The organism is Brenneria goodwinii (genome assembly GCF_002291445.1).
Lineage (GTDB): Bacteria > Pseudomonadota > Gammaproteobacteria > Enterobacterales > Enterobacteriaceae > Brenneria > Brenneria goodwinii.
Genome location: NZ_CP014137.1, coordinates 3131404 through 3158366, shown reverse-complemented (window position 1 = coordinate 3158366; position 26963 = coordinate 3131404). Strand labels below are relative to the sequence as shown.

Here is a 26963-nt window from a genome sequence, read left to right as displayed (position 1 = left end):
CATCACGAAGGAAGATCTATTCCAGATGATGATTTCGGTACAGCAATCTCCGGAAGCCGTGGTGAAAGAGTTCGCTGAGAAATACCGTCAGAGAGTGGGCGCTGCCTTTGCCATTCCGACTGCCAGCGGAACCTCCAGTCTACATGTCCCGGATAGCGGTGATCCCCGGTCTGCTGTTCAGCGATTCAGTAATACGCATCAATGCATCGTCGATGGCAGCGAGATCGGTATCACGGTCCATGAAGGTCTTATAAACCAGATCGATATCTACCGATAGGCGAGGGAAATCCTGCAATATTGAAACTTACCGACTATGATCTGGCTCATAATTATCTCTTCATAATAGTTATTTAAATCCTGTAGTAAGTCCTTTTTATTTTACAATTCACTCCCCTTTAAATGATCATATTAAATGATTATTTGTAACGGATTTTGTATTGGTGATTTTTTTGATTTTTCTGTAAATAAATCATTTGGTTATTTTTTATTTTGTGTTTTTTTTGGACAAGGTTTTTTTAGAGAATTATCTATGATTTACATTTGGAATCATTTTGATTTTTGCTCTTTTGTTATTAGCCTCTCATTATTTTTATAATCAAAATTAATTTATTAAGCGGCTATTTTGTGAACTGAGTTTTAGCTGTGATTATTATTTCTAATAAATGTGTTTTCTGTTTTGTTTTCTTGGTTTTCTGCGGTTTTTATAACGACAGAGGACTGATGAAAATATGGATGAAAAACATGGATGAAAAATATAGATATGATTGCTAATAGTAACAACTATCGAGAACCTATTTTTGAGATTATTTCAGCATGGTCAATTCAACAACCGGATAAAACCGCCGCTATTTTTTGTGGACAAACGTTGAGTTATGGTCAATTAGAGCATCAATCTAACCTATTGGCGGGCTATCTGTTAGCTTCCTATCCTGAATATTCTCGAGGAAAAGTAGCCGTCTATCTGGAGCCTGGCCTGATGATGCCTGTCGTGCTGCTGGCCATTCTCAAGGCGGGCTACACCTACATCCCCTTATCTCACTTTATGCCGAATGAGAGGATAGCCAAAATCCTTGATGATGCTGCCGCCTTTTTACTGCTCACCACGCATTCTGTCATCAACAAGACGGGGATCGAAAAACTATTTCCCTCTACGTTGGCTTTGGAAGACATCCATTATCCGGATGAGGCGCCAACCGTCACTCTGCCCGCGGTGCAAGCAAGCGATCTTGCTTATGTTTTGTACACTTCGGGTTCAACCGGGACGCCGAAAGGGGTTGCTATAGAACACCGCAATCTGAGTTATTACCTGGATTGGTTCAATCAAGATCTTTGGCCAGAAACCCAGGCCGTATTGCCGTTGACTTCCACCTTGAGTTTTGCCGCGGCGGTTACACAGCTTTATGCTCCTCTGCTGCGTGGCGATACGTTACATATTTTGCCGGCTAACAGTTTGCATGAACCTGAGAAATTACTGGCGTGGTATGGGAAACATCCGTCGGGAGCGCTCTATTGTGTTCCGACCGTATGGGATGAATTGCTGCGTTATCATCGTGAGAGCGGCGGCGCCTTACGCCTGCCTGGAACCGTATTTCTTTCCGGTGAGCCTGTCCCTTTTGATCTCAAGGAACGGACTTTTGAACAATGCCCGGATGCGAAGGTGTATAACCTTTACGGTCCTACAGAAGCGACGGCTAACGGTTCTTTTGCCCGCATGGAAAAACAGAAAGCGGTTACCTTGGGGAAAGCTTTGCGAGGCAGCAAAATACTCATTGTTGATGAGAATTTGATACCGGTCAGCGCTGGACAAAGCGGGGAAATCTGCATTGTAGGGGAGGGGGTCGCTCGAGGTTACATCAATCGTGATGTTTTGACTCAGCAACGTTTTTTCACATATGAAAGCGAAAATGTATGCTATCGCGGCCACCGTACGGGCGATCTGGGAAAATTCAATTCATGCGGTGAGATTGTCTATCAGGGGCGTCTTGATCGCCAGATCAAGATAAATGGGGTGCGTATTAATCCAGAAGAGATTGAAATCGCCTTGCGTGAGGACGCCAGAATTAGTCAGGCCTTGGTTCGGCCGATTAATGAAGATACCGGCTCTACACGATTGAGTGCTTACCTGGTCTCCTCGGATTCATTTATTTCAGCCAATGAAATCAGGAATTTTTTGCAGCCGCAGCTACCTGCGACGATGATCCCTTCGCACTTTATCTTCATTGAAACATTACCAAAGCTGCCCAATGGAAAATTGGATCTTAAGCGCCTGCCCTTACCTTGTCCTGTGCGGCCGGCGCTGAGTTATGCTCCTCGTCAGCCAGCTAATGAACTTGAGCAGGAATTGATTGATATATTTCAGGATGTACTGGGATTTCGCGATTTAGGCGCCGATGATAATTTCTTTGATCTCGGTGGTAGTTCGTTGCAGGTTATTCAGGCCAGGCAGATAATTCGGCGCAGGTTGTTCAGTGATATCGATTATTCTTTGTTTTTCCATAATGCCACACCTCATCTCTTATCATTTATCGTGCCTTACTACGCCAACGATGAAGCGCCGGCTTTCTCTGATGACGGCACAGAAACGGCGTCCCTTTCGAGTGAACAACGTTATTTTTTGACCTTGGATCAAATCAGCCCTGATCCAAGAACCTATCAGATTGCATTTCGTTTAACGCTGCGTGGGCCGTTACATATTGCGGAGTTGGAATGGTGTATTCAGCAAATTTTGGAAAATAATCCGGTGCTGCGTAGCCGATTTGATCTTGATAGCATCAGTTGCCGTGAGGGTGCATATCCCACTTCTGCTTTAAACATTATACGTCAGCAATGTCATGCCAACGTGTTCGTCTCTGGCGAGGTGAACGATGAGACGCTACTGGAAACGGCCGGGTCGCCAGAGATGGATGTGGAACGCAATCCATTAATTTTTATCAGGTTATTTTCCCCAACGGATCATCAGCATATTCTATTGGTGCAGGTGCATCATACCGTGTTCGATCATGACTCTATCGAGTTATTTTTCCAGCAGTTTATTCATTACGTACGAGCCTATCGCGCGGGCGATCGTCATTTTAAGCTCGGTCAAGGAAAAAGCTATCAGCAGTATCGCCACTGGCAGCAGCAATTCATTGAGCCGGTGCGCTACCCGCAGGAAAGACAGTTTTGGCTGCACACTTTAGCAGAATACGTGCATAACGGCGCCGATGCTGCTCTGTTTGCTCTCCGGGACGATCAGGAAGGTGAAAATCTGTGGTGCGCCGTGCCAGAAGAATTGACGCACTCGCTCAGGGTCTTTGCTAAAAATCATCAAACCACGGTGTTTGTTTGCATGCTGACGGCATTTAATCTGTTGCTGAATACTTGCACGCGCTATCGACATGTACCTATTGGTATTCCAGTATCCAATCGCATGCTTTACGAAGAAACGGCGTTGCTGGGTTGTTTTGTTAATCGCGTGACGTATTACGACAAGATCGATCCTGACGATGATATTGATACTTTGCTTGCGCATTGTCGAAACAGAATGTACGGAATTTTGGATAATCAGACGCTTCCTTATGACGTTCTGCATAGCGATATTCGTACTTATGGCTGGGACGAAATACTTTACGCGCCGGTCTGTTTTAATTATTTAGCCGCGATGCCTGCAATGGTTAAGATTGATGAGATTGAGATTCAAGTTAACCCGATTGAGTCTTCTCTAGCCAAAGTGGATTTGACATTATCTGTCAATGAGGGAGATAGTCTGAAAATCTGCTTCAATTATCATAAAAAAGCATTTAGCGCAGAAGAAATTAAATGCCTTTCTGACGAGTATATTATGTTAATTACTAAAATGACTCAGTAAAAATAATTAATTTATACTCGTCATACTTCAAGTTGCTAATGCGTTGGCGCGCTCACTCATCCTAATTACTTACCTGTGTAAGTTCGTCGGGATTCTCTTGCTCGCGGCCTTTCTGCAAATTCGAATTATCTAGAGTATTTAATAAAAATCGTAAATACATCTTTTAATGTAAATTAGAGGGCCAGATCGTGGCATCTGAAAAAATTCTTCATGCTAAATTTAAGCAGCAAAGTAATAGCACGCCAAATTTGGTCGCGTTAAGGTGTGAAAAAAATGTACTGACCTATAAACAGCTAGATCAATATACTGATGCATTAGCAGGGGAGTTAATTAGTCGTGGGGTCAGTCCTGGGGATATTGTTGGCGTCTACCTTAATAAAGGTGTAGATCTTGTTATTAGCCTATTGGGGATATTAAAGGCTGGCGCCTGCTATTTACCATTGGATCCTTATTATCCGGTGAAACGCCTTGCGTACATGATAAGCCATGCCGGCGCGAAATGGGTTATTACGGACAGCGTACCGGAACAGACGTTGAATGCGGCATCGCCCGATTGCGAGTGGTTGGATATTACGCGGCTGGATCTCACTCAGCCCGTCGCGCCGAAATTGCCGCAAGTTAGTGACAATCGCCTTTGCTACGTCATGTATACCTCTGGGTCTACCGGCAAGCCGAAAGGGGTAATGGTTAGTCATCGCACCGTTGTCCTGTACCTGGAATGGATGCAGACCGCATTCAATCTGCGTCAGCACGACGTAGTCCTGAGCCAATCCAGCTTCAGTTTTGACGTCTCGGTCTGGGAAATATTTTGGCCGTTGGTGGTGGGCGCAAGCTGCGCGCTCAGCGATGAAGAAATGAAATACGATCCCCAGTTAATGGCAAACTTTATCCGCCGCCACCAGGTCACTGTGGCGCAGTTCGTTCCCACGGCGTTACGTGTCATCGCCGATGCGAACGTTGTGGGAGATTGCCGGACTTTAAGGCATCTTTTCTCCGGCGGTGAAGCGTTGCCGCAGACCCTGGTGGACGATCTGAGCCGGCAGTTTTCCGGAAAGATTCATAACCTTTACGGGCCAACCGAAGCGACGATTTTTGCCTGTTACTGGCCGTGTCTAGCCGGGCAAGGGGAAGGGATTGTTCCCATCGGTCGACCGATCCCACACGCCCGCGCCTATGTATTGAATGAAGCGCTTGAACCCGTTCCGGCAGGCGCCTGTGGTGAGCTTTATCTGGGCGGGGATATTTTGGCCAAAGGATATTTGCATGCCGAGGTGATGACTAATGAGCGTTTTGTCCATGATCCCTTCTCCCATGGGAACGGCGATAAAATGTACCGAACGGGTGATTTGGTTAAGCGGCTTGATGACGATGTGCTGGTTTTTATCGGTCGGGTTGACGATCAGGTAAAAGTGCGCGGTCACCGAATTGAATTGGCGGAAATTGAAACGCATTTACAGGCATTACCACAGATATCGCATGCTGCGGTTATTGTGGAGCTGCATCCGCAAAATAAAATGCCGACGTTATCGGCATTTTATGTCGCTCGTCATCCGTCGTCTGTGAATGTCCAAGAAATTAAGACCTCTCTGGCGAAGTCCTTACCCTTTTATATGCTGCCGACCCGGTTTATTCGACTGGATAAAATGCCTGTTCATCCTAATGGCAAGATAGATAAATCTAACCTTCATTCATACGAAAATAAAAAGGAGCGAGTCTTGGAGGAAATAAAAAACAACATTAATGCAGACGTCGAAGAGAAAATAATTTCAGTCTGGAAGTCCGTATTAAATAATAAAGAGCTATCTACGAAGGATAATTTCTTTGATGCCGGCGGTAATTCACTGTTGATGGCAAAGGTACATAGGGAAATAAAAAACAAGTTTTCTACACCTGTATCAATTATGGATTTATTCCAATACCCGACGGTACAGATGCTGAGTCAACGTATTGTTGAAAAACACGCTGAGATCTCAGGTAAAAAGAAATAATTCATTTTAATTGTATTACATATGGTGAGGTATAGATGAAAGATCAAGCAACATTCAATGATAGGGATATCGCCGTTGTGGGGATATCTGCTCGTTTCCCTGGTGCAGAAGACAAAGCAATGTTCTGGAAAAACCTGCTGGATGGCGTGGAAACGATCAGCACGTTTACTGAAGAAGAACTGCGAGCCAGCGGTATTGAAGAGGAAATGATCTCCTCGCCAAACTATATTCCCCGGCGGGGAATTTTGGGCAACGCGCAATATTTTGATGCCAACTTCTTTGACATCACGCCGCGCGATGCGGAGATCATGGATCCGCAGCACCGGGTTTTCCTGGAGTGCAGTTGGCATGCCTTTGAGGATGCCGGCTATGTGCCAGCCACCTATCCAGGAAAAGTCGGCGTATTCGGCGGTACCGGCACCGCGTGGCATCTCAGCAAAGTCAACTCACATCCGGAAGTACACAAATACGTCAGCGGCACTTCTGTGGTGACTAACAACGATAAGGACTATGTCACTACGCGGGTTTCCTACAAGCTGAACTTAAAAGGGCCCAGCGTTAATGTGCAAAGCGCTTGTTCCACCGCTACGGTCGCTGTTGTGTTAGGCATCAATAGTTTGTTGAGCGGTGAAAGCGATCTCATTGTTGCCGGGGGCGTCTCGGTCGATACGCCGGAACGTCGCGGGTATCAGTACATGCAAGGTGGGATGGAGTCTGCCGACGGGCATTGCTACGCTTTTGATTCCCGAGCCAATGGCACGATATTCAGTCGCGGTGCGGGCGTCGTGATATTGAAACGTTTGAACGACGCGTTGCGCGATGGTGACCATATCTACGCCGTCGTGAAAGGCTCGGCGATTAATAATGACGGCAGCCTGAAAGCGGGCTATACCGCGCCGGGTGTTGAAGGACAGATTGCGGTAGCCACCGAGGTATTCGACAACGCGAAAGTCAGCCCGGAAACCATCAGTTTTGTCGAAGCGCACGGTACTGCTACCGCGCTGGGAGATCCTATTGAGTTCACTTCGCTGGACCAAACGTTCAAAAAATTTACCGACAAAAAGCAATATTGCCGCCTCGGCTCGGTAAAGACCAATATTGGGCACACGGATGCCGCTTCCGGCATGGCTAGCTTCATCAAGGCATCGTTGGCTCTGGAGACAGGGATGCTTCCTGCTTCGCTGAATTATATTTCGCCAAATCCTCATATCGAGTTTGAAACCAGCCCGTTTGTTATGAATACCACATTGTGCAAGCTTGAGGCTTCAGACCAACCACATCGTGCATTGGTGAACTCGTTTGGCGTAGGCGGCACTAACGCCTGCGTTATTCTTGAAGAACCGCCGAAAACGCAGCCTGGCGATGCGCACAATGGCCCGATTATGCTGCCGTTTTCTGCCAAGAGCCGAACCGCGCTGGATGCCATGAAGCAACGCATGCATGACTTTCTGCTGAAGAATGGGGACGCCAACCTGGCCGATGTCGCCTACACGCTACAGGTCGGCCGTCAGCAGTTTTCTCACAGTACGGTAGTCGTGGGGAAAGATCGGGAAACCTTACTGGAAAAACTGGAACAGCCATCCGCCGTTATTTCAACCACCGGCAAAGACCGTAAGAGCGTGGTGTTCATGTTCCCGGGTCAGGGCAACCAATACATCAATATGTCCCGTGAGCTGTACGCCGACTATCGGGTGTTTCGCGAAACGATGGATCGCTGCTGTCGTTATCTGGAGCCGATCCTGGGCGTGGATTTGCTGACGATTATTTTTCAGGATGATGATAGCTCAACAACCGCCCTTATTAATGAAACGCAATTTACGCAACCCGCGTTATTTGTTGTGGAATACAGTCTGGCTCAGTTATGGATGTCGTGGGGCATTAAACCTGATGCGATGATTGGGCACAGCGTCGGCGAATATGTCGCGGCCTGCATTGCCGGCGTATTCTCCCTGGAGGACGCGCTGCGGGCGGTGGCCTTGCGCGGAAAACTGGTGCAAGCGTTGCCGGCCGGAGCCATGCTGGCGGTACTGATGGACGAGGAATCGCTGCGCCATAAATTGCAGGGCGGGAAACTGGAAATCGCCACGGTGAATTATCCGGGGCTGTGCGTAGTGGCCGGCGATTTGGCTGAAGTTGAGGTATTCCAGCGGGAGTTGGAAGATAACAATATTTTCTGCAAGCACCTGGATACGTCTCATGGGTTCCATTCATACATGATGGAGCCTGTTCTGCCGGCTTTCGAAAAGGTCATTGAAGGCATTGAATTGCATGCTCCGCAGATCCCATTCGTGTCAACGGTGAGTGGGGATTGGATCACCGATGATCTGGCCATGAGCAGCGATTATTGGGTGAAACATGTACGCAATCCAGTGCTGTTCTCTCATGCGTTCAAAACATTAATGTCCGAAGCGCGCCAGAATTATATCTTCCTGGAAGTCGGGCCAGGGCGCTCTCTGGAGTCCTCCGCCAAGCAGCATTTCAAGGCGGGCGAGAACGCGTTGATTTACTCCTCGTTGCCCGGCGCGAAAGATGTGGAGCACACGGCGGAATATTTGCTGACCTCGTTAGGCTGTCTGTGGGCGAATGGCGTTGAAGTCTCGTGGACGCATTTTTACAGCGGTGAACATCGCCGCCGGTTACCGTTGCCTGGTTATCCCTTCGAACGCAAAGAGTTTAAATTGCCGGCTCTACAGCAGAGCGGCGAAGGGCAAGACGCTAAATCCCTCAGCGCCCGCAAACGTAAAAAAGCGGATATCGGCGATTGGTTTTACATGCCCGCCTGGAAGTGCACCATTCCGGCCCGGTTTATGGTGGGTGGGCGTGTCGATCCCAATTCTGAATGCTGGCTGCTGTTCGTCGATGACATGGCTATCTCCGAGCATATTCAAAGGCAGTTGGTAGCAACTGGACAGCAGGTTTTGACGGTTCGGCGCGGCACTCACTATCAGGAAGATTTGGCCGGCGGCAGTTATGTGATCGATCCCGCCAGTCGTGAAGACCATCTCCGCTTGTTGAAAGACATAAAAAATAGAGAATTGCGCCCAACCCGCATTATCAATCTGTGGAACCTGTCTGCCGACAAAACGGAACCACAGTTTACCGACGATCGCCGCGTGTTGCAGATCGATGCCTTTTACAGCCCGCTTTATTTACAGCAGGCATTGGTGAGCGAGAATCTGTTGGAAGGCCTGCGCCTCTTGTTTGTGACAAACAATATTTTCAGCGTAACGGAGGAACAGCTGTATTCGCCGCAGAAAGCGCTGGTGATTGGGCCTGCGCGCGTCTTTTATCACGAGTACCATGAAGTGCAGTGTCATGTGGTGGATGTGGATTTATTCGCTCACGCCGAGCCTCATGATATCGCCCAACAGCTGATTGCCGAAAGCCATATTGATACACATGGCAATCTGGTGGCCTATCGCGGGCATAACCGTTGGGAGGAAGATTATCAGTCTGTTCACCTGAAACAAGACGATACGGGTCTGGCGGCGGAGTTTAAGGATGACGGCGTCTATCTGATTACCGGCGGTTTAGGTGGGCTGGGCATGCTGGTGGCGGGCCATTTGTCAGAGGTCAGCAACGCGACGCTGATCCTGACCTATCGTTCTGCACTGCCGCCGCGCGACGAGTGGCTCACCTGGGGGCAACAGCATCCGGTGGACGATCCGGTCAGCGAAAAAATTGCCGGGATTTTGCGGCTGGAAGAGCGCGGCAACACCGTACACCTTGCTCAGGTTGATGTCTGCGACTATGACGGCATGCGCGATGTTCTGTCTGGATTCGCTCGCATTGATGGCGTCTTCCATACCGCGGGGATTGCCGGTGGCGGCATTATCCCGCTGAAAAATGATGCTGATTGCGCCGCAGTAATGGATCCGAAAATTATCGGTAGCTTGATATTGGATGAGCTGCTTCAAGATAAGCAGCCGGATTTCTTTATCCTTTTCTCTTCAATTACTTCAATCGTCGGCGATGAGGCGCGCATTGATTACTGTTCAGGCAATGCGTTTATGGACGCTTTCGCCCATTATCGTAACCAGCGCCGCTCAGGCCGCACGGTTTCCCTCAACTGGGGTAAATGGGGCGACATCGGTATGGCTGTTCGCTGGGCAAAACAATTAGAAGAGAAGAATAATAAGAAATCTTCGGCATTTAAAGACGTTGCCGACGATATGTTAACACTGGTCAGTCAGGAGGGAATGCAAGAAATTTATCAGGTCAATCTGGCGGTGCGGAAAGACTGGGTTATTGATGAACACCGCTTGTCGCAACAACCTACGCTAGTGGGGACAACGATTTTATCAATCTTGTATGAATGGTTGAGTACTTTCAAATCGCAGGAACATCTTCAGATAAAAAACCTTTTGCTGTCTAAACCTGTTATTTACCGAAATGGCTGGCCGCGGATGCTGCAATTGCGTGTTACTTCGGAGAGCAACGGTTATAAATTCAGCTTAAGAAGTCGAGGGGTTTTGGATTTAGGTTGGGATGAGCATGCGCTGGGTACTGTTGGACAAGCAGAGAATACCCTGGCCGGCACACCGATTGAGATAAATGCCATTCGCCAACGCTGTACGGTGGATTTAGCATGCGAATCTCTGGATCGTGATTTTATCAACGCGATTACGGGAGAGGTTTTCTTATCATTGAGTTCTCGCTGGAATAATAGCCAATCCATTCTCAAAGGAAAAAATGAATGGCTGCTGCATAAGGTGATGGATAATGCCTATCTTGATGATTTCGCGCGTTATCCATTTCATCCAGCGCTTGTCGACGCCACGTCGATCAGTTGTCTTAACGATATATCCAAGGAAAACTTCCTGCCGATCAGCTATGGCAAGATAACCTACCATGCGCCGCTGAGCGCGGATTGCTATGCCCACATCAAACTGAAACGTCCTTACCAGCCGCAGGACAACGCCATTACGATGGATATTGTCTTCTTCTCGTCCACTGGCATGCCGCTATTGACCCTCGAAAATTACACGTTGATCAAAATGACCGAGGATAACCAAGTGGCCAAACAGACCTTCAATGCGGCCGCCGCCGCGGTGAAGGTCGATCTGTCCGACAAGGATATCTTGTTCAATGAGGGGCTTGATGCTTTGAAACGTCAACTCTCGCATCTGGAATTTGAACAATTGGTGATAGTGACCAGCGATCTTAGCCAGCTGATCTATGAGGCAATCCCGGATCAAGATATCGCCGTTCTGGACAACATCGATGAACAAGCCGCTGATGGCCACATTCGGCCGGCACTGTCTGTGGAATATGTGGCGCCGGAAAATGATATTGAGAAAGAAATCGTCAAGGTGTGGCAATCGACTCTCGGCATTTCAGGCATTGGCGTAAACGACAACTTCACCGAGCTTGGCGGTAACTCGCTGCTGGCGGTGCAGGTGGTGTCGACGGTATCGAGTATTTTCGAAATCGATATTCGCGTCGATCTGTTTTATCAGGATCAAACCGTTAAGGGTTTGTCGACGCTGATCCTCGCTGAGCTTGAAGTATTGCTTCAGGACTAATCGCCCCGCAACCCTCAGGCATATGCCTGAGGGAAACCATCAAGGGCAAACATGTTTAATCAAAACATGAAAGGGATTGGATGATGACTAAAACCAATAGCGCCGAGCTTAAATCATTGAGCCTGGCTGAGTTGAAAAAAATTGCCAGGGAGAAAAAAAAGCCAACGGTTGCCGCTCCCGGAGCGATCATAAAACAAAGCGCCGAGTCCGCCAGGAGAAATTTCCCGGTGACCGGTTCCCAAAAAAGCATTTGGGTGCTTGATCAGTACCTTGATGATGGTAAAGCGTACAACAATCCTTATGCCATCACCTGCCGCTTTGAAAATGATATCGACACGGAGGTGGTCAAAAAAACGCTACGCCATCTGACCAAAAAACATAGCATTCTCCGTACTTCATTCAACGTGGTGGAGGGCGAGGTATGCCAATGCGTGAGCGATGAACCGCTGTTCAATTTCCAATATGACGACATGTCGTCTCTGCCGGAAGATGAACGGGACGAATGGGTAGAAACGGTGGCGCGTGAGGAGGGGCTTCGTCATTTCGATTTGACCCGTGGGCCGCTGTTCTATTGGCGGATGATTAAAACCCATCACCATGAATACGTGTTGCTACTGACATTCCATCACATTATTTCTGATGGCTGGACGGTCAGCTTATTCTTTAAAGAATTTATGGAGACGTATTTCCGTCTGCTTCACGGCGAGACGCTGCAGACCGAGGGTTTCCTGCAATTCTCCGATTATGCGTTAGCGCAGGAGCAGTGGTACGCCACAGACGAATATCAGCAAGGGTTGGCGCATTGGGCTAAAAAACTCGATGGCGTGCAAGGCGTGCTTGAGATCGAGACCGATCGTCCGCGGCCGCCTAAAATGAGCACCCGGGGCGGCATGGTCAGCCGGCATTACGACCATAATCTCACCCAACGCTTGCAAATGGGCGCCGCACAGCTGGGCGCCACGCCGTTCCATATGATAATGGCGGCCTATACGCTTTTATTACATAAATACAGCGGCCAACAGCAGATTATTATTGGCGCGCCTTTCGCTAATCGTAATCAGCCCGAGACACAGAATCTCATGGGGTTGTTTATGAATACCTTGCCCCTGAGATTTGAGGTCAGCCCGCAAGCGACGTTGCGGGAAATTGTCGATAGCGCCCGTGAGGAGAGCGAACAGGCTCAGCATTATCAGGCTATTCCACTCAATGATATTCTCGAAAAAATTACCTATATCCGCAATCCGCAAATCAATCCGCTTTTTCAGGCGGCGCTGACCTATCAGGTGTTTCCACATTTTCATAACAACAGGCTGTTCACTTATCAGCTGCTGAAAGTCGACTATGGCGTATCGAAACTGGATCTGAACCTGTGGGTAGAGGAAACCGACAGCGGCCTGATGTTGACGATGAACTATAACTCCGACTTGTTTAACCGCAGCACGATAACGCGAATGCTGAGTGATTTTTGTTCGGCGCTGGACGCGTTCGTCGAACAGCCGCAGTTAGCGGTACGGGACTTCTCTTTGGTGAGTCGCGCCGAGCGTCTTCAATTATTGAACGGATGCCGGCGGACGCCCGACACCGCACCCATGGCGGTGCACCGACAATTTGAACGTCAGGTTGAGGCGTCGGCTCCAGGGGCGCTGGCGGTGCGTTGCGCTGGACGCGCTCTGAGCTATCAGCAACTTAACGAACAGGCTAATTGTTTAGCGAACCGTTTGCTGGAAAATGGCTTGTTGCCGGGACAGTCCGTCGCTCTCTACATGGCCAAAAGCGAACTCTGCGTTGTTGCATTGCTGGCCGTACTGAAAGCCGGGGGATGCTATGTCCCTATTGATATCGCGCTGCCAGCGGAACAGGTCGATTTTATTTTGCAGGATGCCGCGGTACGTCTTGTCCTGGTCGATTCTGACTCGCCCGAAATTTCGAGAACCACTATTTCGGTCGATCAACTCGACGGTTCGCTGTCTGGCGATGATCCGCAATTATCGACAATGGCCGCGGACGCGCCCGCCTACATTATTTACACCTCCGGCAGCACCGGCAGGCCGAAAGGCGTCAGGGTAAACCATGAGCAGCTAAGCCGCTATTGTCAGGCGATCGCACCCGTGCTCGATCAGCCGGCTGGCGCGCGATACGGCATGTTTTCTGCCTTTACCACCGATCTGGCGCACACCATGCTGTTCCCGGCGTTGATTAACCGGGGGCAACTGGAAGTGATAAGCACTCAGCAACTTAATGACCCTCAGACATTATTCTCCTATCTGGAGGATAATCCGTTGGATTGTATGAAAATAACGCCGACGCATCTGGCCGCACTGCTGATTTCGCCACAGGCCGGCGCATTATTGCCGCGCAATCTTCTGGTGCTGGGGGGCGAGCGAGCGCCGGTATCGTTGATTAAACGCATACGCCAATTAGGGGCCACTTGCCGGGTGGTTAATCACTATGGCCCGACGGAATGTACCGTCGGCGTTGCGACCTATACGGTGCCCGATAGCCTAATCGATGCGAGCGATTATTTACCTGTAGGCAAGCCGCTGGCGGACAGCCACGTTCTGATTTTGGATGCGTACCAGCAATTAGTCCCGATTGGCCAGCCTGGTGAAATCTGTCTGGGCGGGGGGCATCTGGCTGCAGGCTATATTGGTTTGGCGGAACAGAACCGCGCCCATTTTATCCCCCATCCTTATTTGGCCGGCGAGCGAATTTATCGCACCGGGGACAAGGGGCGCTGGTTGCCGGATGGAAATCTTGAGTTTCTGGGGCGGCTGGATCGCCAGGTGAAAGTGCGCGGCTACCGTGTGGAACTGGCTGAGATAGAAAACGTATTGCAGCAGCAGCCGGCGATCGTGCAAGCGGCTGTAAAGCAATGGCAGCTCGGTGAGGGCGAAAACCGGCTGGTGGCTTATTGTTGCGGCCAGGAAAAGGCGTGCGAAGGGGAAGTGCAAGCGTTCCTGAAAAGCAAACTTCCGCACTACATGCAGCCGGATCAATGGGTCTGGCTGGCGTCTTTGCCGCTGACGGCCAGTGGTAAAGTTGACTATGCCGCTTTGCCGTTCACTGACGACACCACGCTTCAAGCGATTCAGCAGCCGGAAGGCGACATGGAACGACGCTTACATGATATTTATTGCCGTGTACTGCAACGCGAGCAGGTGGATACGCGGGATGACTTTTTCAATCTGGGGGGAAATTCAATCACCGCGTTGAAGTTGGTTATTGAGATAAACCAACAATTCGGCACGTCGTTGTCAATAGGTCAACTGTTTGAGCACAGCAGCGTTAGTCAGTTGGCGACGGTATTGGCTCAGGCAGAACCGCAAAAATCATTGTCGCTGGTGATGCTTAATCCCGGTTTGGCGCAGAGCAAGCCGACTTTGCTGATGATTCATCCGGCAGGTGGCAACATCTTGTGTTATTACCCGCTGACGAATGAGCTGGGCGCTGAATATCCGGTTTACGGTCTTCAGGTGGCAAATTTCAGTGAAGATCAGGACTACAACCACCATATCGAAACGTTGGCCGCATTTTATCTGCGGCAGGTACCGGAGATCGCACAACGGCAGAATCTGGTGCTGGGCGGCTGGTCTTTGGGCGCCACCATCGCGTTCGAAATGGCCCAACAGCTACAACGGGCCGGCGGGAGAGCGCCGACGGTATTGATATTGGATCAACCGGCGCCTCTGGTACAAGTTGACCACGCGGCTGAGATGGATGAATACCAGCGGCTGGCCTATTTCGCGCGTAAGGTGGAACGCTTTACCGGAACGTCATTCGCCATTGCCGCTCCGGCGCTGGCCGAGATGACCCCAGCACAGCGCTCAGCGCTGTTCCTACAGGAGTTCAAACGGGCGAAACTGGTTCCGGACAATATCGATATCGCACATTTTCAACATTTTCTGACGATTCTGCAGGCGCATATTTCTGCTACCGATCGCTATCAGGGAAAAGAATACGCCGGCAATATCGTGGTTGTGGAAGCGGAGGAAATTCTGCCGGATCGTATCCGGCCAGATGCTCCCGCACTCGGCTGGGCGCGTTTAGCTGGCGGGTCGCTGACGGTAATACCAACGCCCGGCAATCACATTTCGATGATGAGTATGCCGCTGATCAGCCATACAGCCAGTCAGTTACGTAAGGTACTCCTATGAGTACCGTTCTGACGACGACTGCCGAGTCTATCGTCAAAACCGAGGTCTCCGGTCGTCAATGGTGCGCCATCATTGGAGGATTGATCGGCGGTTTTATGGCGATTCTGGATATCCAGATCGCCAATTCATCGATGAAAGTAATCCAGGGCGCGCTTTCGGCGACGATGAATGATAGTTCGTGGCTGATGACCTCTTATTTCACTGCTGAGATCGTGGCGATTCCGCTTTGCGGTTGGCTTTGCCAAGCCCTGGGAACGGGCCGCTATGCATTATGGTGTATCGCCGGATTCCTGGGGGCATCGCTGCTCTGTTCTGTCGCATGGAATTTGAGCTCCATGATTGTGTTTCGGTCGTTGCAGGGGTTTAGCGGGGGAGCGTTAATTCCCATTTCATTTCGTCTGATTATCGAAATTCTGCCATTGGAAAAACGGCCTCTGGGCATGTCGCTGTTTAGCATTATCGGCACTTTCGCCCCTGCGGTAGGCCCGGCGTTGGGGGGCTGGTTGACCGATAATTTCTCTTGGCACGCCATATTTTATATCAACGCTATTCCCGCTGTGCTGTCCTGGGGCGCGATTCACTATGCCTTAAAATACCCAGCCATCAATTGGGACATCATTCGTCGCGGGGATTTTGTCGGCATTTTTTCCGTCATGCTGTGTTTGGGCACACTTGAAGTTATTCTGGAAAAAGGCGGGGAAGAACACTGGCTGGAATCAAACATGATATGTGTGTTGGCGGTCATTTCGACCATTAGCTTCATCATATTTATGTATGCCCAATTGACGCATCCTCAGCCGCTTATCAATCTCCGGCTTTTCCGCGATTACAATTTTTCGTGTGCTATCGTGATTTTCGCCATGTTGGGCGTCGCTATCTACGGCACGTTATTTCTGGTGCCGTATTACTTGGCGGTGGTGCATGATTACAACGCCTCTGAAATCGGTACGGTGGTGATCTGGATGGGGTTTCCTCAACTGGTCATTCTGCCGTTTATTCCGTTTCTTATTCAGCGCTATAACCCAAAGTACCTGATCTTCATCGGGTTTATTGGGTTAGCCGTCAGCGCTTTTATGGATTGCGCGATGGACAGTAATTTTGCCGGCCCGCAAATGGCCTGGTCCATGCTGATCCGTGCCTTAGGGCAGCCATTTATCATGGTGCCGCTCTCCTTGCTGGCCACTCGCAATGTCCAACAACAGGACAGCGCTTCCTCGGCGGTGCTGATCAATATTTTTCGCTGTCTGGGCGGTTCTTGCGGCACCGCGATCCTGAGTACGTTCTTCATCACACGAATTTATACGCATGTCGATATCATCAAGACCTCGCTGGTTTCCGGCAGCAATGCTTTTACTGCATATCTCAGTGATATCAAGGCGCTGCTTATCGGGGCCGGCTTGGCTGCTGATAGCATGAGCGTCAAAAGCACGGCTTTCGCGCTGCTAGCCAAGAAGATCACTCGCCAGTCGGAGATCATGGCATTTAACGATCTATTTCTGATTATGGGCGGAATGATGTTGGCAACAGCGTTGCTTGTTATGTTTTCTTCTCGCGACTTTCGTTTGCTGGAAAAAAAAGAAGAAAAGCTATGAATCAACGTCCTATGACCATCTGGCACTACCTGTTATCGCGCGATGCGTTCATCACCATCATTGTTCCGATCCTGCTTTATAACATTGTTTTCTGGCGAAACGGGGCCGGCCTTGCGTTATTGGCCACTGTTCTTTATTCCGCTGCGGCCGAGGTGATGAATAAAGGCAGTGGTTCGTTGTCGGTGATCGCATTGATTCTGGTATCAGGATTTTGCCACTACCTGTATTTACATGGCTACGCCCCGTTCGCCATCAAAAAAGAAAATGTGTTTCTTTCGGTGAGCGGCGCGCTTTCCGTGGTTGTGGTCTTCAGCTGCTACTCCCTGGCGGGGAGACCCTTGATCCGAACACTGGCAGAGCAGGCGATGCCGGGGTTGAAAAACATCCCTGTCTACGGCACTGCGCAGTACGTCAGGGTTTGGCATGAAGTGTCTGTGACGTGGATCCTGGTTTTCCTTCTGAAAGCCATAGGGGTATATGCACTATCAACGCGAAAAGATTTATCTGTTGATTCGATGATTTTTATGGGTGGTTGGCCGCTGACCTTGCTGATGGTGCTGTTTAGCTTTTACTGGCCGAAATATCGCTGGACGTCGCATTTACGCAAAAATGGCCGTTGAGCCAGGCTAGCTGGTCTAACGGTCGCCAGCACAGGAAATACTTTCATACGCGGTTAAAATGGGGAACGACATGAGTCAGTTAGAGAATGCATCAATCGTATTGAACAGCCACCCGGATGGTGCTGCAACGCTGGAAAACTTCAGGCTGGAGTCCAGCGTATTAAAACCATTGCGTCCCGGGGAGTTTCTTGTCAAAAACAGATGGTTATCCATAGATCCTTATATTCGTCCGCGGCTCAATAAAAGCACGATGTATGTGAGCTCGATCAAACTCGGGGAAGTGATCCCGGCAGAGACCATTGGTGAAATTGTTGAATCGCAAAATCCCCTCTTTAATGTCGGCGATCTTGTCTTCACTATCTCCGGTTGGCAAAAATATTATGTCGGTGATAAGCAAAATTTCATCGTTAATCGTTTGCCGGTTACGTCATTGCCGCCCTCCATTTTTCTTGGTGTGGTCGGCACGCCGGGACGTTCGGCCTATTTCGGTTTAAACAAAATCGCAAAACCTAAAGCGGGGGAAACCTTGGTAGTCTCCGCCGCTTCTGGATCGGTCGGTTCAGTGGTTGGGCAACTCGGAAAACTGGCTGGTTGTCACGTCGTGGGATTGGCCGGCAGTGATGAGAAATGCCGATATGTTGTCGAGGAGTTAGGTTTTGATGCTTGCCTTAACTATAAGACTGCCGATCTTAACCAGGATCTGCGCGATGCATGTCCACACGGGATCGATATCTATTTTGAGAACGTTGGCGGGCGCGTTTCACTTTTTGTCGCCAAATTGCTGAATGAAGGGGCCAGAGTGCCAATTTGTGGTAATGCCGCCAATTACAATAAAGGTACTGACGTTGATACCTCCGGTCCTGCGAACTTTTTTTCTTCTCTGCCCGATGCCCCATTAAATCGTTTTTTCCTGGTAACCGAATGGTTCAAGGATTATGCCGAATCGGATGCGTTCCTATTGGATTTGGTAGAGAAGGGGGTGTTGAAATATCGGGAAACGATAACTGATGGACTGGAAAATGCACCACAGTCATTTATTGATTTATTAGACGGAAAACATTTAGGCAAACAATTAATACGGATGTGCTAACCAGTCATCCACTGTTGCACATAATATAAACTGTTTTTAGTCTGAATGGTTTTACGTCTTGCCATGTTGTCATTCAGACCATTGGAATTAGCGATGAAGCACACAAGGAAAATAGTTCTTTTACTGGTCCTGATACTAATTTTGGCTGGGTTTTTATATTGGCTATTTTATTGGCGTTATTTTCAAAGCACAGATAATGCCTATGTACAGGCCGATATTACGAATATTAGCGCTCGCGTCAGCGCGGTGGTGGTCAATTCCATGATCCAGGATAATCACCCGGTTCAAAAAGGAGATCTGCTGGCGCAATTGGATGACAGGGAATTTGTCGTCGCGTTGCAAAAAGCGGCGGCGACGCTGGCACAAAGCCGTGCGGCATTAACCAATGCTCAGGCGACTTATCAAATGCAGATAAGCACCATCGATGAGTTTCGCAGCGACGTAGCTTCCGCTGCCGCCAGCTTGCAGTATGCGCGTCAACAATATCTTCGCTTCCAAATTTTGCAGAAAAAAAATTATGTTTCACAGGGTGATATGGATAATGCGCTGTCTGGTTACAAAGTTGCCGAGGCGAAATATAACCAGGCGCAAGCCAGTCTGAAAACCCAAAGCGATAAGCTTAAGGTTCAGCAAAGCGAGATAGAACAGAATAAAGCCAACGTGGAGCAAGCGCAGGCAAATTTTGAACAGGCAAAGTTAATCTTAAGCTATACCCGAATTACCGCACCGATCGACGGCGTCATTAGCAATCGTAGCCTGCAAGTGGGGATGATGGTGCAGGCGGGACAGTCTATCGCCAGCATTGTTTCCGGCAATGCCCCGTGGATCAGCGCCAATTTCAAGGAAACTCAGAAAGCGCTGATGCGAAAAGGATTACCTGTGGAGGTGACGATTGACGCATACCCAGGGAAAACCTTTCACGGGAGGATCGACAGCTTTTCACCAGCCACAGGGGCAACTTTTGCTTTATTGCCGCCAGATAATGCCACCGGGAATTTCACCAAGGTTGTTCAGCGAGTTCCGGTAAAAATTATTTTTGATCACCCGGAGCAGATAGATAGCGGCCTGTCCGCCACCGTAACTGTAGATACGCGAGGATAATGTATATGTATACAAACCTCTTAATTAGACTGATATTCATAGAGAGTAATGATGGTTAATAATTCTGGAATTAAAAAAGTGATGGAGATTATGATAATGCCGCTGGCAGCGAAAGCCTTATATGTGGCAGCGGAAATAGGAATTGCTGATAAAATCTCGCCATCGGGAACGGATATATCCAGCCTGGCTAAGCAGTGTGATTGTAATGAAAAAAACCTGTTTGACCTGATTAAAGTGCTTACGATTTTTGGTTTTTTCAAAATTGAAAGTAATGGGGCAATCATGAATACCGAGATGTCACAGCTACTGCTTTCTGACCAAGAACAATCCATGCGTAATTACTGTCGACTGTTTGGCAATGAGTATTATCGGGGGTTCGATGGATTAATGCATACTTGTATGACCGGAGACTCTGGATTTCTTCATGTATTTGGTGAAAATCTATATAGCTATCTGAGTAAATCTAATCAACGCTCTGAGGTCTATGATCTTGCTATGCGCGATTTATCGCGTCCCGTAGGCGCTCTGTTAGCAAAGGAGTATGAGGGGTTATTTAACACAGTGAATAAAGTTATTGATATCGGTGGTGGGAGCGGAATTATCCTTACGGAAATAATCAAAAGAAATAGTCATGTGATCGGGTGCTTGTTTGATCGGGAAGATGTTTGTACAAGAAGTGAAAATAGCTGGAAGAGTTTGCCTACTGACGTTAAAAGTAGATTAAAAGTTACCGCAGGTAGTTTTTTTGATGATATTCCTGCTGGTTATGATGTTTATTTGATTAAAAATATTCTTCATAACTGGAATGATGAATCTTGTCTTTCTATTTTAAAAGAAGTCAAGCGAGCCATTAGTGAAAGCGAAAATAAATCCACTGTTTTAGTCATTGAACCCTTGCTTGATGAAAATGAATTGTCGCCAAAATTGCTTTTTAATGCGCTTTTCCAGTCAGTTATTTGCCAGGATGGCACCAGGCATAGAACTTTAGAAAAAATAAATGAGTTGGCGGCTATGAGTGGTTTACATATGGCCGGCTTTAGGAAAATAGCCACTAACCATACGGTCGTTGAGCTGGTTCTGCCGAACCATCAATAAACGGCAACTCACTGTCGGTGAGTTTGTCAGTATCCCGGTAAAACGAGCCGCTAGCCTTTAGCGCTATTTCGACATACGGATGTGTCCACCTGAGGGAGACGGCTATATAAGGCTCGACTCGAATACACTGAATACCTTTCAAATCCCCCAAAGCATAAGGTTAATCGCATTTTTGATCTCATCCGCGCAGTTGCTGAGGTCCGCGATAGTTTCACCAATGACCTCAACGGGAACGCTCGATAATTCAGTGGTCATCAGCCGATAATTTTCGCCGTTGATGCGGATCGGGGGGAACAGCGCTTTATTCACTTTCTCAGACAGGTGATGTGACTCTATGAACGGAATGACCATTCGCCGCCCAGGCGTCTCAATAATATCACTTTGCACATCGACAAACATTTTGTAGTGACTGGCTCTTTTGTATTTATAAACAATGAATTGCATGATCACCAGTTCCTGTTTTCATCCGCAAAGGAGCCATTCTGCGCGATAAATCGGGCGACTTCCTCCATTCCTTCACGGTTTTCCTTCTTCCACTCTTCAGCCTTGATACGGCGGGCTTCTTTGCCAATGGCATCGTTCACCAGACCGGAAATATTGACTCCGGCAGCACTCAGAACCTGATAATTGTCTTTGTCCACGGTAACGCTGACGCGGTGTTTCATGATAGTGCTCCTCTTCTATGTATACTCTGAGTATATACTCAGCATGGTTGTTCAGCAATTAGCCAAGATTGAACTCCAACCTAACCAACTGCGCCAGATGCCGGGTCTCAATCAGAGCGATATCCATCGCGCCGATCGCGGGGAAAACGTAGCGTTTCAGGCAGATGAGGATTTTCTCGGCGTGCGCGTCCGACCAGAGCTTAAGGCTGCTGGTGTGCCATGCCAGAGTGACATACTGAAAGGTGCGGGATTCATCAACGGCGGTGTTATCCGTCTTGCGAAGCTGAGAAGGGCTGGTACCGGACGCCAGAAGCTTCCGAGCCGCATCGCGCTTTTCGCGGGCTTCCGCCAGTGAAGTTTGAGGGTAGGGGCCAAAGGCCAGACGGCTTTCTTTACCGCCGAGGCGATAGCGGAAATACCATAGCTTAGCGCCGCTGGCGGATACCGTCAGGTACAGACCTTGCGAATCGGAAAGTTTGTAGGATTTTGCGCGGGATTTGGCTGAGCGGATTTTACTGTCATTCAGGGCCATGTGAGGGTCTCCTTCGTTCATCGAACTGAACGACCCGCAATCTGACCCCAAATTTTCCGGATACGAAGGGATAAATCAAAATGTATCAGAAAGACTTTCTACCCCAACCTGTTGAATTGCAACAACATAGGAATTCATAGGAAGGCATAAAAAAGAAGAAGTGGTGCCCGGACTCGGACAAAAACGCCGGGAGCGTTTTTGCATGGCGCGTAAGCGCCAGCCCCAACGGGGCGAGCCTCATGGATGAGGCGAGTAATCGAACGCAGTTCGACGACGAGTCCGCATTCCAGAAAGCAAAAAACCAGCCGCCAGACTGGTTTCTTTAAATAAGTGGTGCCCGGACTCGGAATCGAACCAAGGACACGAGGATTTTCAATCCTCTGCTCTACCGACTGAGCTATCCGGGCAACGGGGCGCATTAAACCGTATTGGCCGCGTGTCGTCAACGTGTTTCTGTCACAAACGCGCGTGCTTGCTCTATTTTCAGGCAATCGCCGTGCTGTATGCCGGGTTCTATTACGCAGTTGGGCAATCAGCCTGCGCTAGTTTCTCTCCGTAGCGCTGTCTTGCGCCGAAATGTCACGATTGGAGACAAAATGAAGGCCGTCCATTTCTTGAATTCGGTGGAAAATAATGCCAATATTGCGCGGTTTTTAACTTCCTGTTCGCTTGAACTCCCTATTCACCCGTGGCTAAAGAGGGCTGCTGATATGTCGGATTCATGGTTCTTGGTGCAAAATGACTGCGCCGGATCTTTGATGATGGCGTCGCACGTTTCTCGTTCCAGCCGCCTTTTGCCGTCTCTTCGATTATCCTTCGCCACCATGCGGTGAGGCGTTCGTACGCTCGCTGTTAGGCATGATTAAAAATAGAGTGTCGCTCTGATTTTACTGATGTCTATCGGATGGTGCTGACCCCAGTTTATCCATTCTTAACCTACAGTAGTAACTGTAGGGATCATGCGCTTGCCGTTGCTGATTGGCATTGTGATTGGTCGGGATTGTTATCCCTGCGCTGTGTCTTCCGGGCACGTACACTCATCCTTAACCGTTTGGGTTTGGTTAAATGAAACAGTTAAAAATTGCGGCTAATTCTGCGGTTGCCGCCCGTTTAATCACTGCACGTGAAATTGTTGCGCTCAGTCAGACTGATTTTACCGATGTGGCTGCGGTCGTGGTCTCCCTTGAGGAGGCGCGCAGCGGGATCTTGTCGATATTACACCATACCGGTTTTACCATTCCGGCTTTTGTGGCTCAGGATAATACCGATTCACTATCCGAAATGTTGCCGACAGGCAGCGACTGGTTGCTGCTGGACGACGAAGGCGACCATGCCGAGGTGTTGGAACGCGCGGCGCGGCGTTATCAAGACACGTTGTTGCCGCCATTTTTCGATACGCTGGTCAAGTATGTCGAAATGGAAAACACCACTTTTGCCTGTCCGGGGCATCAGGGCGGTCAGTTTTTTCGCAAGCATCCGGCTGGAAGACAGTTTTTTGATTTTTACGGCGAAAATATTTTCCGTTCGGATATTTGCAATGCCGATGTGAAGCTGGGCGATCTGCTGATTCATGAGGGCGCCGCCAAGAAAGCGCAGAAATTCGCCGCGCGCGTGTTTAATGCGGATAAAACCTATTTTGTGCTGAATGGCACGTCGGCAGCCAATAAGGTAGTGACCAACGCCCTGCTGACGCGCGGCGATTTGGTGCTGTTTGACCGCAACAATCATAAGTCCAACCATCATGGCGCGTTGATCCAGGCCGGGGCGACGCCGGTCTATATGGAAACCGTGCGCAATCCATTTGGCTTTATCGGCGGGGTAGACGCGCACTGTTTTGATGAAGCCTATCTGCGTAATCTGGTGAGCGAAGTCGCGCCGGAACGGGCCGATGAACCGCGTCCGTTCCGTTTGGCGGTGATCCAGCTTGGCACCTACGACGGGACGATTTATAACGCGCGTCAGGTGGTCGACAGTATCGGCCATCTGTGCGATTACATTCTGTTTGATTCCGCCTGGGTGGGATATGAACAGTTTATCCCGATGATGGAGCAATGCTCGCCGCTGTTGCTGGATCTGAACGAAAACGATCCGGGGATTTTTGTCACGCAATCGGTGCATAAGCAGCAGGCGGGCTTCTCCCAGACGTCGCAGATACATAAAAAAGATACCCACATCAAGGGGCAGCGGCGTTTCTGTAATCATAAGCGCTTTAACAACGCCTTTATGTTGCATGCGTCTACCAGCCCGTTTTATCCGCTGTTCGCCGCGCTGGATGTGAATGCCAAAATGCATGAGGGCACCAGCGGGCGCCGGCTGTGGCTGGAGTGTGTGAAAACCGGCATCGAAGCGCGTAAACAGCTGCTGGCGCGTTGTGATTTGATTCAGCCGTTCGTGCCGCCGACGGTGGCGGGGATCCCGTGGCAGGATCACGACACGGACATCATTGCCCATGATGTGCGATTCTTCAATTTTGAGCCGGGCGAAAAATGGCACTCGTTCGACGGTTACGCGCAGGACCAATATTTTATCGATCCCTGCAAACTATTGTTAACCACGCCGGGAATTGACGCCGTCAGCGGTGAATACACCGATTTCGGCATTCCGGCGACCATCCTGGCCAATTACCTGCGCGAACATGGCATTATTCCTGAAAAGTGCGACCTGAACTCGATTCTGTTCCTGCTGACGCCGGCGGAAGACAGCGTCAAGATGCAGCGCCTGGTGGAGGCTATCGTCCATTTTGAACGGCTGGTCGCCAGGGATGCGCCGTTGAGTGACGTGTTGCCCAGCCTGTATCAGAAATATGTGCAGCGTTATCGCGGTTACACGCTGCGTCGTCTGTGTCAGGAAATGCATGATTTTTATGCCGGCCATAACGTGAAGGATCTGCAAAAAGCGATGTTCCGCAAAGCGGATTTCCCTGCGGCGGTGATGTTGCCGCAAGATGCCAACCGTGAGTTTGTGCGCGGCAACATTGAGCTGGCGCCGATAGCGCAAATCGCAGGGCGTATCGCGGCGGAAGGCGCGTTGCCTTACCCGCCGGGCGTGCTGTGCGTGGTGCCGGGTGAAGTATGGGGCGGGGCGGTGCAGCGCTATTTTCTGGCGCTGGAAGCCGGGATCAATCTGCTGCCGGGATTTTCGCCTGAGCTTCAGGGCGTTTACAGCGTGGCTGAGGAAGACGGCAGTAAACGTCTTTATGGCTACGTGATTGAGCGTTAAAAACATCAGGCCCGGTTGCGGGCCTGTTTATATCAAATAGGCCGTCAGATGGCGGCCGATTCCTGTTCCCGCGCTTCGGCTGGACGAGGTGTCGCCTTCTGCTTCCTCAGTCTCAGCCACCCCGCGACCAGCATCAACCCCAAAATGGGCGTGGCGGCGATAGTCCAGGTGCCGTTCGGGTAATCGAACGCCATCAGCACCAGCACCCCCAGCAGAAAGGCCAGCGTCAGCCAGGAGGTGACCGGCGCGCCGGGCATTTTAAAGGTCACGGGAGCGGCCTTGCCCTGGCGGATCGCTTTGCGCAATTTCATCTGGCAGACGATGATAAATCCCCAGGAGGAGAGAATGCCCAGCGAGGAAACGTTCAACATGATCTCAAATACCTGCGACGGCACGATGTAGTTGAGGAACACCCCGACAATATGGATGCTTACGGTCATCAATATTCCGGCGTAAGGCACTGCCTGCGAGCTCATTTTCGACAAAAACGCGGGCGCGGAGCCGCCTAGCGAGAGAGAGCGCAGAATCCGTCCGGTGGAGTACAGGCCGGAATTCAGGCTGGAAAGGGCGGCGGACAGCACGACGATGTTCATTATCGTACCGATATAAGGTATGCCCAGCTTGCTGAAAAAGGTGACGAAAGGGCTCTGTCCGGCCTGATAGGCGTTCCACGGCAGCAGGCATACCAACAGAATAATCGAACCGACGTAAAACAGACCGATACGCCAGATAACGCTATTGACGGCTTTAGGCAACACGGTCTCCGGATTCTTACACTCCCCGGCGGTGATGCCGATCATTTCAACGCCGGCGAAGGCGAAGATCACGCCCTGAATCAGCACCAGCGCCGGCAGAAGACCGTGCGGAAAAATTCCGCCGTTATCGGTAATCAGATGCATACCGGTCTGGTTGCCGTCCAGCGGCGCGCCGATGCCGAGATAGACCGTCCCGACGATGAGAAACAGCGAAATGGCGGCGACCTTGATCAGCGCGAACCAGAATTCCATTTCGGCAAACCACTTTACGCCGATCAGGTTCATCAAGGTGACGAGCGATAAAGCACTCAAGGCAAATACCCACTGCGGCACATCGGCGAAGGTGCCCCAGTAATGCATATAAAGCGCCACCGCGGTGATATCGACGATACCGGCCATCGCCCAGTTGAGAAAGTACATCCAGCCCGCCACATAAGAGGCTTTTTCGCCGAAAAATTCACGGGCGTAAGAGACGAAGCTGCCGCTGGTCGGGCGATGGACGATCAGTTCGCCCAACGCGCGCAGTATGAAAAAAGCGAAGATGCCGCAGGTCAGATAGACCAGCGCCAGCGCCGGCCCCGCCATCTGTAACCGCGCGCCTGCGCCAAGGAAAAGACCGGTACCAATAGAGCCGCCAATGGCGATCATCTGCACGTGACGATTGCCTAATCCCTTGTGATAGCCTGTTTCATGCGAGTCCAGCCAACGTCTTTGGTTTATATCATTTCCACTGCCGGTTTTTTTGCTCTGAGTCATTACTTACCTGTATTCCTGTCAATC

At 49.8% G+C, this 26963-nt stretch carries 13 protein-coding genes, 1 tRNA gene and 2 pseudogenes; 10 read left to right on the top strand and 6 right to left on the bottom strand.

The genetic code is table 11. The features are described 5' to 3' along the window. Positions 1-148 precede the first annotated feature (148 nt). A pseudogene (locus tag ACN28R_RS14050) lies at positions 149-295 on the bottom strand (nucleotidyl transferase AbiEii/AbiGii toxin family protein); the annotation flags it as partial. Positions 296-745: 450 nt separating this feature from the next. On the opposite strand from ACN28R_RS14050, the gene ACN28R_RS14045 reads away from it, so the two are divergent. From ACN28R_RS14045 to ACN28R_RS14005, 9 genes are all read left to right on the top strand, one after another. Next, positions 746-3847, top strand: coding sequence for an AMP-binding protein (locus ACN28R_RS14045; RefSeq protein ID WP_236840139.1), 3102 nt, complete (start codon positions 746-748; stop codon positions 3845-3847). 188 nt (positions 3848-4035) lie between these two features. Beyond that, on the top strand, positions 4036-5835 hold the full coding sequence (locus ACN28R_RS14040) for a non-ribosomal peptide synthetase (protein ID WP_048635985.1): 1800 nt from the start codon (positions 4036-4038) through the stop codon (positions 5833-5835). A gap of 35 nt (positions 5836-5870) precedes the next feature. Then, complete coding sequence (locus tag ACN28R_RS14035; RefSeq protein ID WP_095834723.1) at positions 5871-11360, top strand: type I polyketide synthase; 5490 nt, start codon at positions 5871-5873, stop codon at positions 11358-11360. A gap of 83 nt (positions 11361-11443) precedes the next feature. Beyond that, a complete protein-coding gene (locus ACN28R_RS14030) occupies positions 11444-15514 on the top strand; it encodes a non-ribosomal peptide synthetase (RefSeq protein ID WP_095834722.1) in 4071 nt (1356 codons plus the stop codon). Next, the gene (locus ACN28R_RS14025; RefSeq protein WP_095834721.1) at positions 15511-17106 is read left to right on the top strand and encodes an MDR family MFS transporter; all 1596 of its coding nucleotides are present in this window, start codon (positions 15511-15513) and stop codon (positions 17104-17106) included. Before ACN28R_RS14030 ends, ACN28R_RS14025 begins: the two co-directional genes overlap by 4 nt. Continuing rightward, entirely contained in the window at positions 17103-17726 is a 624-nt protein-coding gene (locus ACN28R_RS14020; protein WP_095834720.1) for a hypothetical protein, read from the top strand. Before ACN28R_RS14025 ends, ACN28R_RS14020 begins: the two co-directional genes overlap by 4 nt. A gap of 70 nt (positions 17727-17796) precedes the next feature. After that, on the top strand, positions 17797-18816 hold the full coding sequence (locus tag ACN28R_RS14015; RefSeq protein ID WP_048635980.1) for an NADP-dependent oxidoreductase: 1020 nt from the start codon (positions 17797-17799) through the stop codon (positions 18814-18816). Between the two features lie 45 nt (positions 18817-18861). Further along, a complete protein-coding gene (locus tag ACN28R_RS14010; RefSeq protein WP_236840138.1) occupies positions 18862-19917 on the top strand; it encodes an HlyD family secretion protein in 1056 nt (351 codons plus the stop codon). Positions 19918-19968: 51 nt separating this feature from the next. Next, on the top strand, positions 19969-21012 hold the full coding sequence (locus tag ACN28R_RS14005) for a methyltransferase (protein ID WP_095834718.1): 1044 nt from the start codon (positions 19969-19971) through the stop codon (positions 21010-21012). A gap of 138 nt (positions 21013-21150) precedes the next feature. Here ACN28R_RS14005 and ccdB read toward each other — a convergent pair whose 3' ends face one another. The 4 genes and pseudogenes from ccdB to ACN28R_RS13985 all read right to left on the bottom strand — a co-directional run bounded on the left by ccdB (position 21151) and on the right by ACN28R_RS13985 (position 22616). Beyond that, positions 21151-21456: a type II toxin-antitoxin system toxin CcdB gene (gene ccdB, locus ACN28R_RS14000; protein WP_095834717.1), complete on the bottom strand. Its 306-nt coding sequence runs from the start codon at positions 21454-21456 to the stop codon at positions 21151-21153. A 2-nt stretch (positions 21457-21458) separates the two neighbouring features. Next, a complete protein-coding gene (gene ccdA, locus ACN28R_RS13995; RefSeq protein WP_015855076.1) occupies positions 21459-21677 on the bottom strand; it encodes a type II toxin-antitoxin system antitoxin CcdA in 219 nt (72 codons plus the stop codon). 79 nt (positions 21678-21756) lie between these two features. Continuing rightward, positions 21757-22209 (bottom strand): annotated as a pseudogene (locus tag ACN28R_RS13990) (tyrosine-type recombinase/integrase); the annotation flags it as partial. A gap of 331 nt (positions 22210-22540) precedes the next feature. Then, positions 22541-22616 (bottom strand) — tRNA-Phe (locus ACN28R_RS13985). A gap of 658 nt (positions 22617-23274) precedes the next feature. On the opposite strand from ACN28R_RS13985, the gene ACN28R_RS13980 reads away from it, so the two are divergent. After that, the gene (locus ACN28R_RS13980) at positions 23275-25428 is read left to right on the top strand and encodes an ornithine decarboxylase (protein WP_095834716.1); all 2154 of its coding nucleotides are present in this window, start codon (positions 23275-23277) and stop codon (positions 25426-25428) included. Between the two features lie 44 nt (positions 25429-25472). Here the strand turns inward: ACN28R_RS13980 and ansP are convergent, their stop codons facing one another. Then, on the bottom strand, positions 25473-26939 hold the full coding sequence (ansP, locus tag ACN28R_RS13975) for an L-asparagine permease (RefSeq protein WP_095834715.1): 1467 nt from the start codon (positions 26937-26939) through the stop codon (positions 25473-25475). Positions 26940-26963 lie beyond the last annotated feature (24 nt).

Bases quoted from the DNA above. Each gene is read 5' to 3' on its own strand.
- ACN28R_RS14045 (WP_236840139.1), top strand. From the start codon at position 746: ATGAAAAATATAGATATGATTGCTAATAGTAACAACTATCGAGAACCT.
- ACN28R_RS14035 (WP_095834723.1), top strand. From the start codon at position 5,871: ATGAAAGATCAAGCAACATTCAATGATAGGGATATCGCCGTTGTGGGG.
- ACN28R_RS14030 (WP_095834722.1), top strand. From the start codon at position 11,444: ATGACTAAAACCAATAGCGCCGAGCTTAAATCATTGAGCCTGGCTGAG.
- ACN28R_RS14025 (WP_095834721.1), top strand. From the start codon at position 15,511: ATGAGTACCGTTCTGACGACGACTGCCGAGTCTATCGTCAAAACCGAG.
- ACN28R_RS14020 (WP_095834720.1), top strand. From the start codon at position 17,103: ATGAATCAACGTCCTATGACCATCTGGCACTACCTGTTATCGCGCGAT.
- ACN28R_RS14015 (WP_048635980.1), top strand. From the start codon at position 17,797: ATGAGTCAGTTAGAGAATGCATCAATCGTATTGAACAGCCACCCGGAT.
- ACN28R_RS14010 (WP_236840138.1), top strand. From the start codon at position 18,862: ATGGTTTTACGTCTTGCCATGTTGTCATTCAGACCATTGGAATTAGCG.
- ACN28R_RS14005 (WP_095834718.1), top strand. From the start codon at position 19,969: ATGGTTAATAATTCTGGAATTAAAAAAGTGATGGAGATTATGATAATG.
- ccdB (WP_095834717.1), bottom strand. From the start codon at position 21,456: ATGCAATTCATTGTTTATAAATACAAAAGAGCCAGTCACTACAAAATG.
- ccdA (WP_015855076.1), bottom strand. From the start codon at position 21,677: ATGAAACACCGCGTCAGCGTTACCGTGGACAAAGACAATTATCAGGTT.
- ACN28R_RS13980 (WP_095834716.1), top strand. From the start codon at position 23,275: ATGAAACAGTTAAAAATTGCGGCTAATTCTGCGGTTGCCGCCCGTTTA.
- ansP (WP_095834715.1), bottom strand. From the start codon at position 26,939: ATGACTCAGAGCAAAAAAACCGGCAGTGGAAATGATATAAACCAAAGA.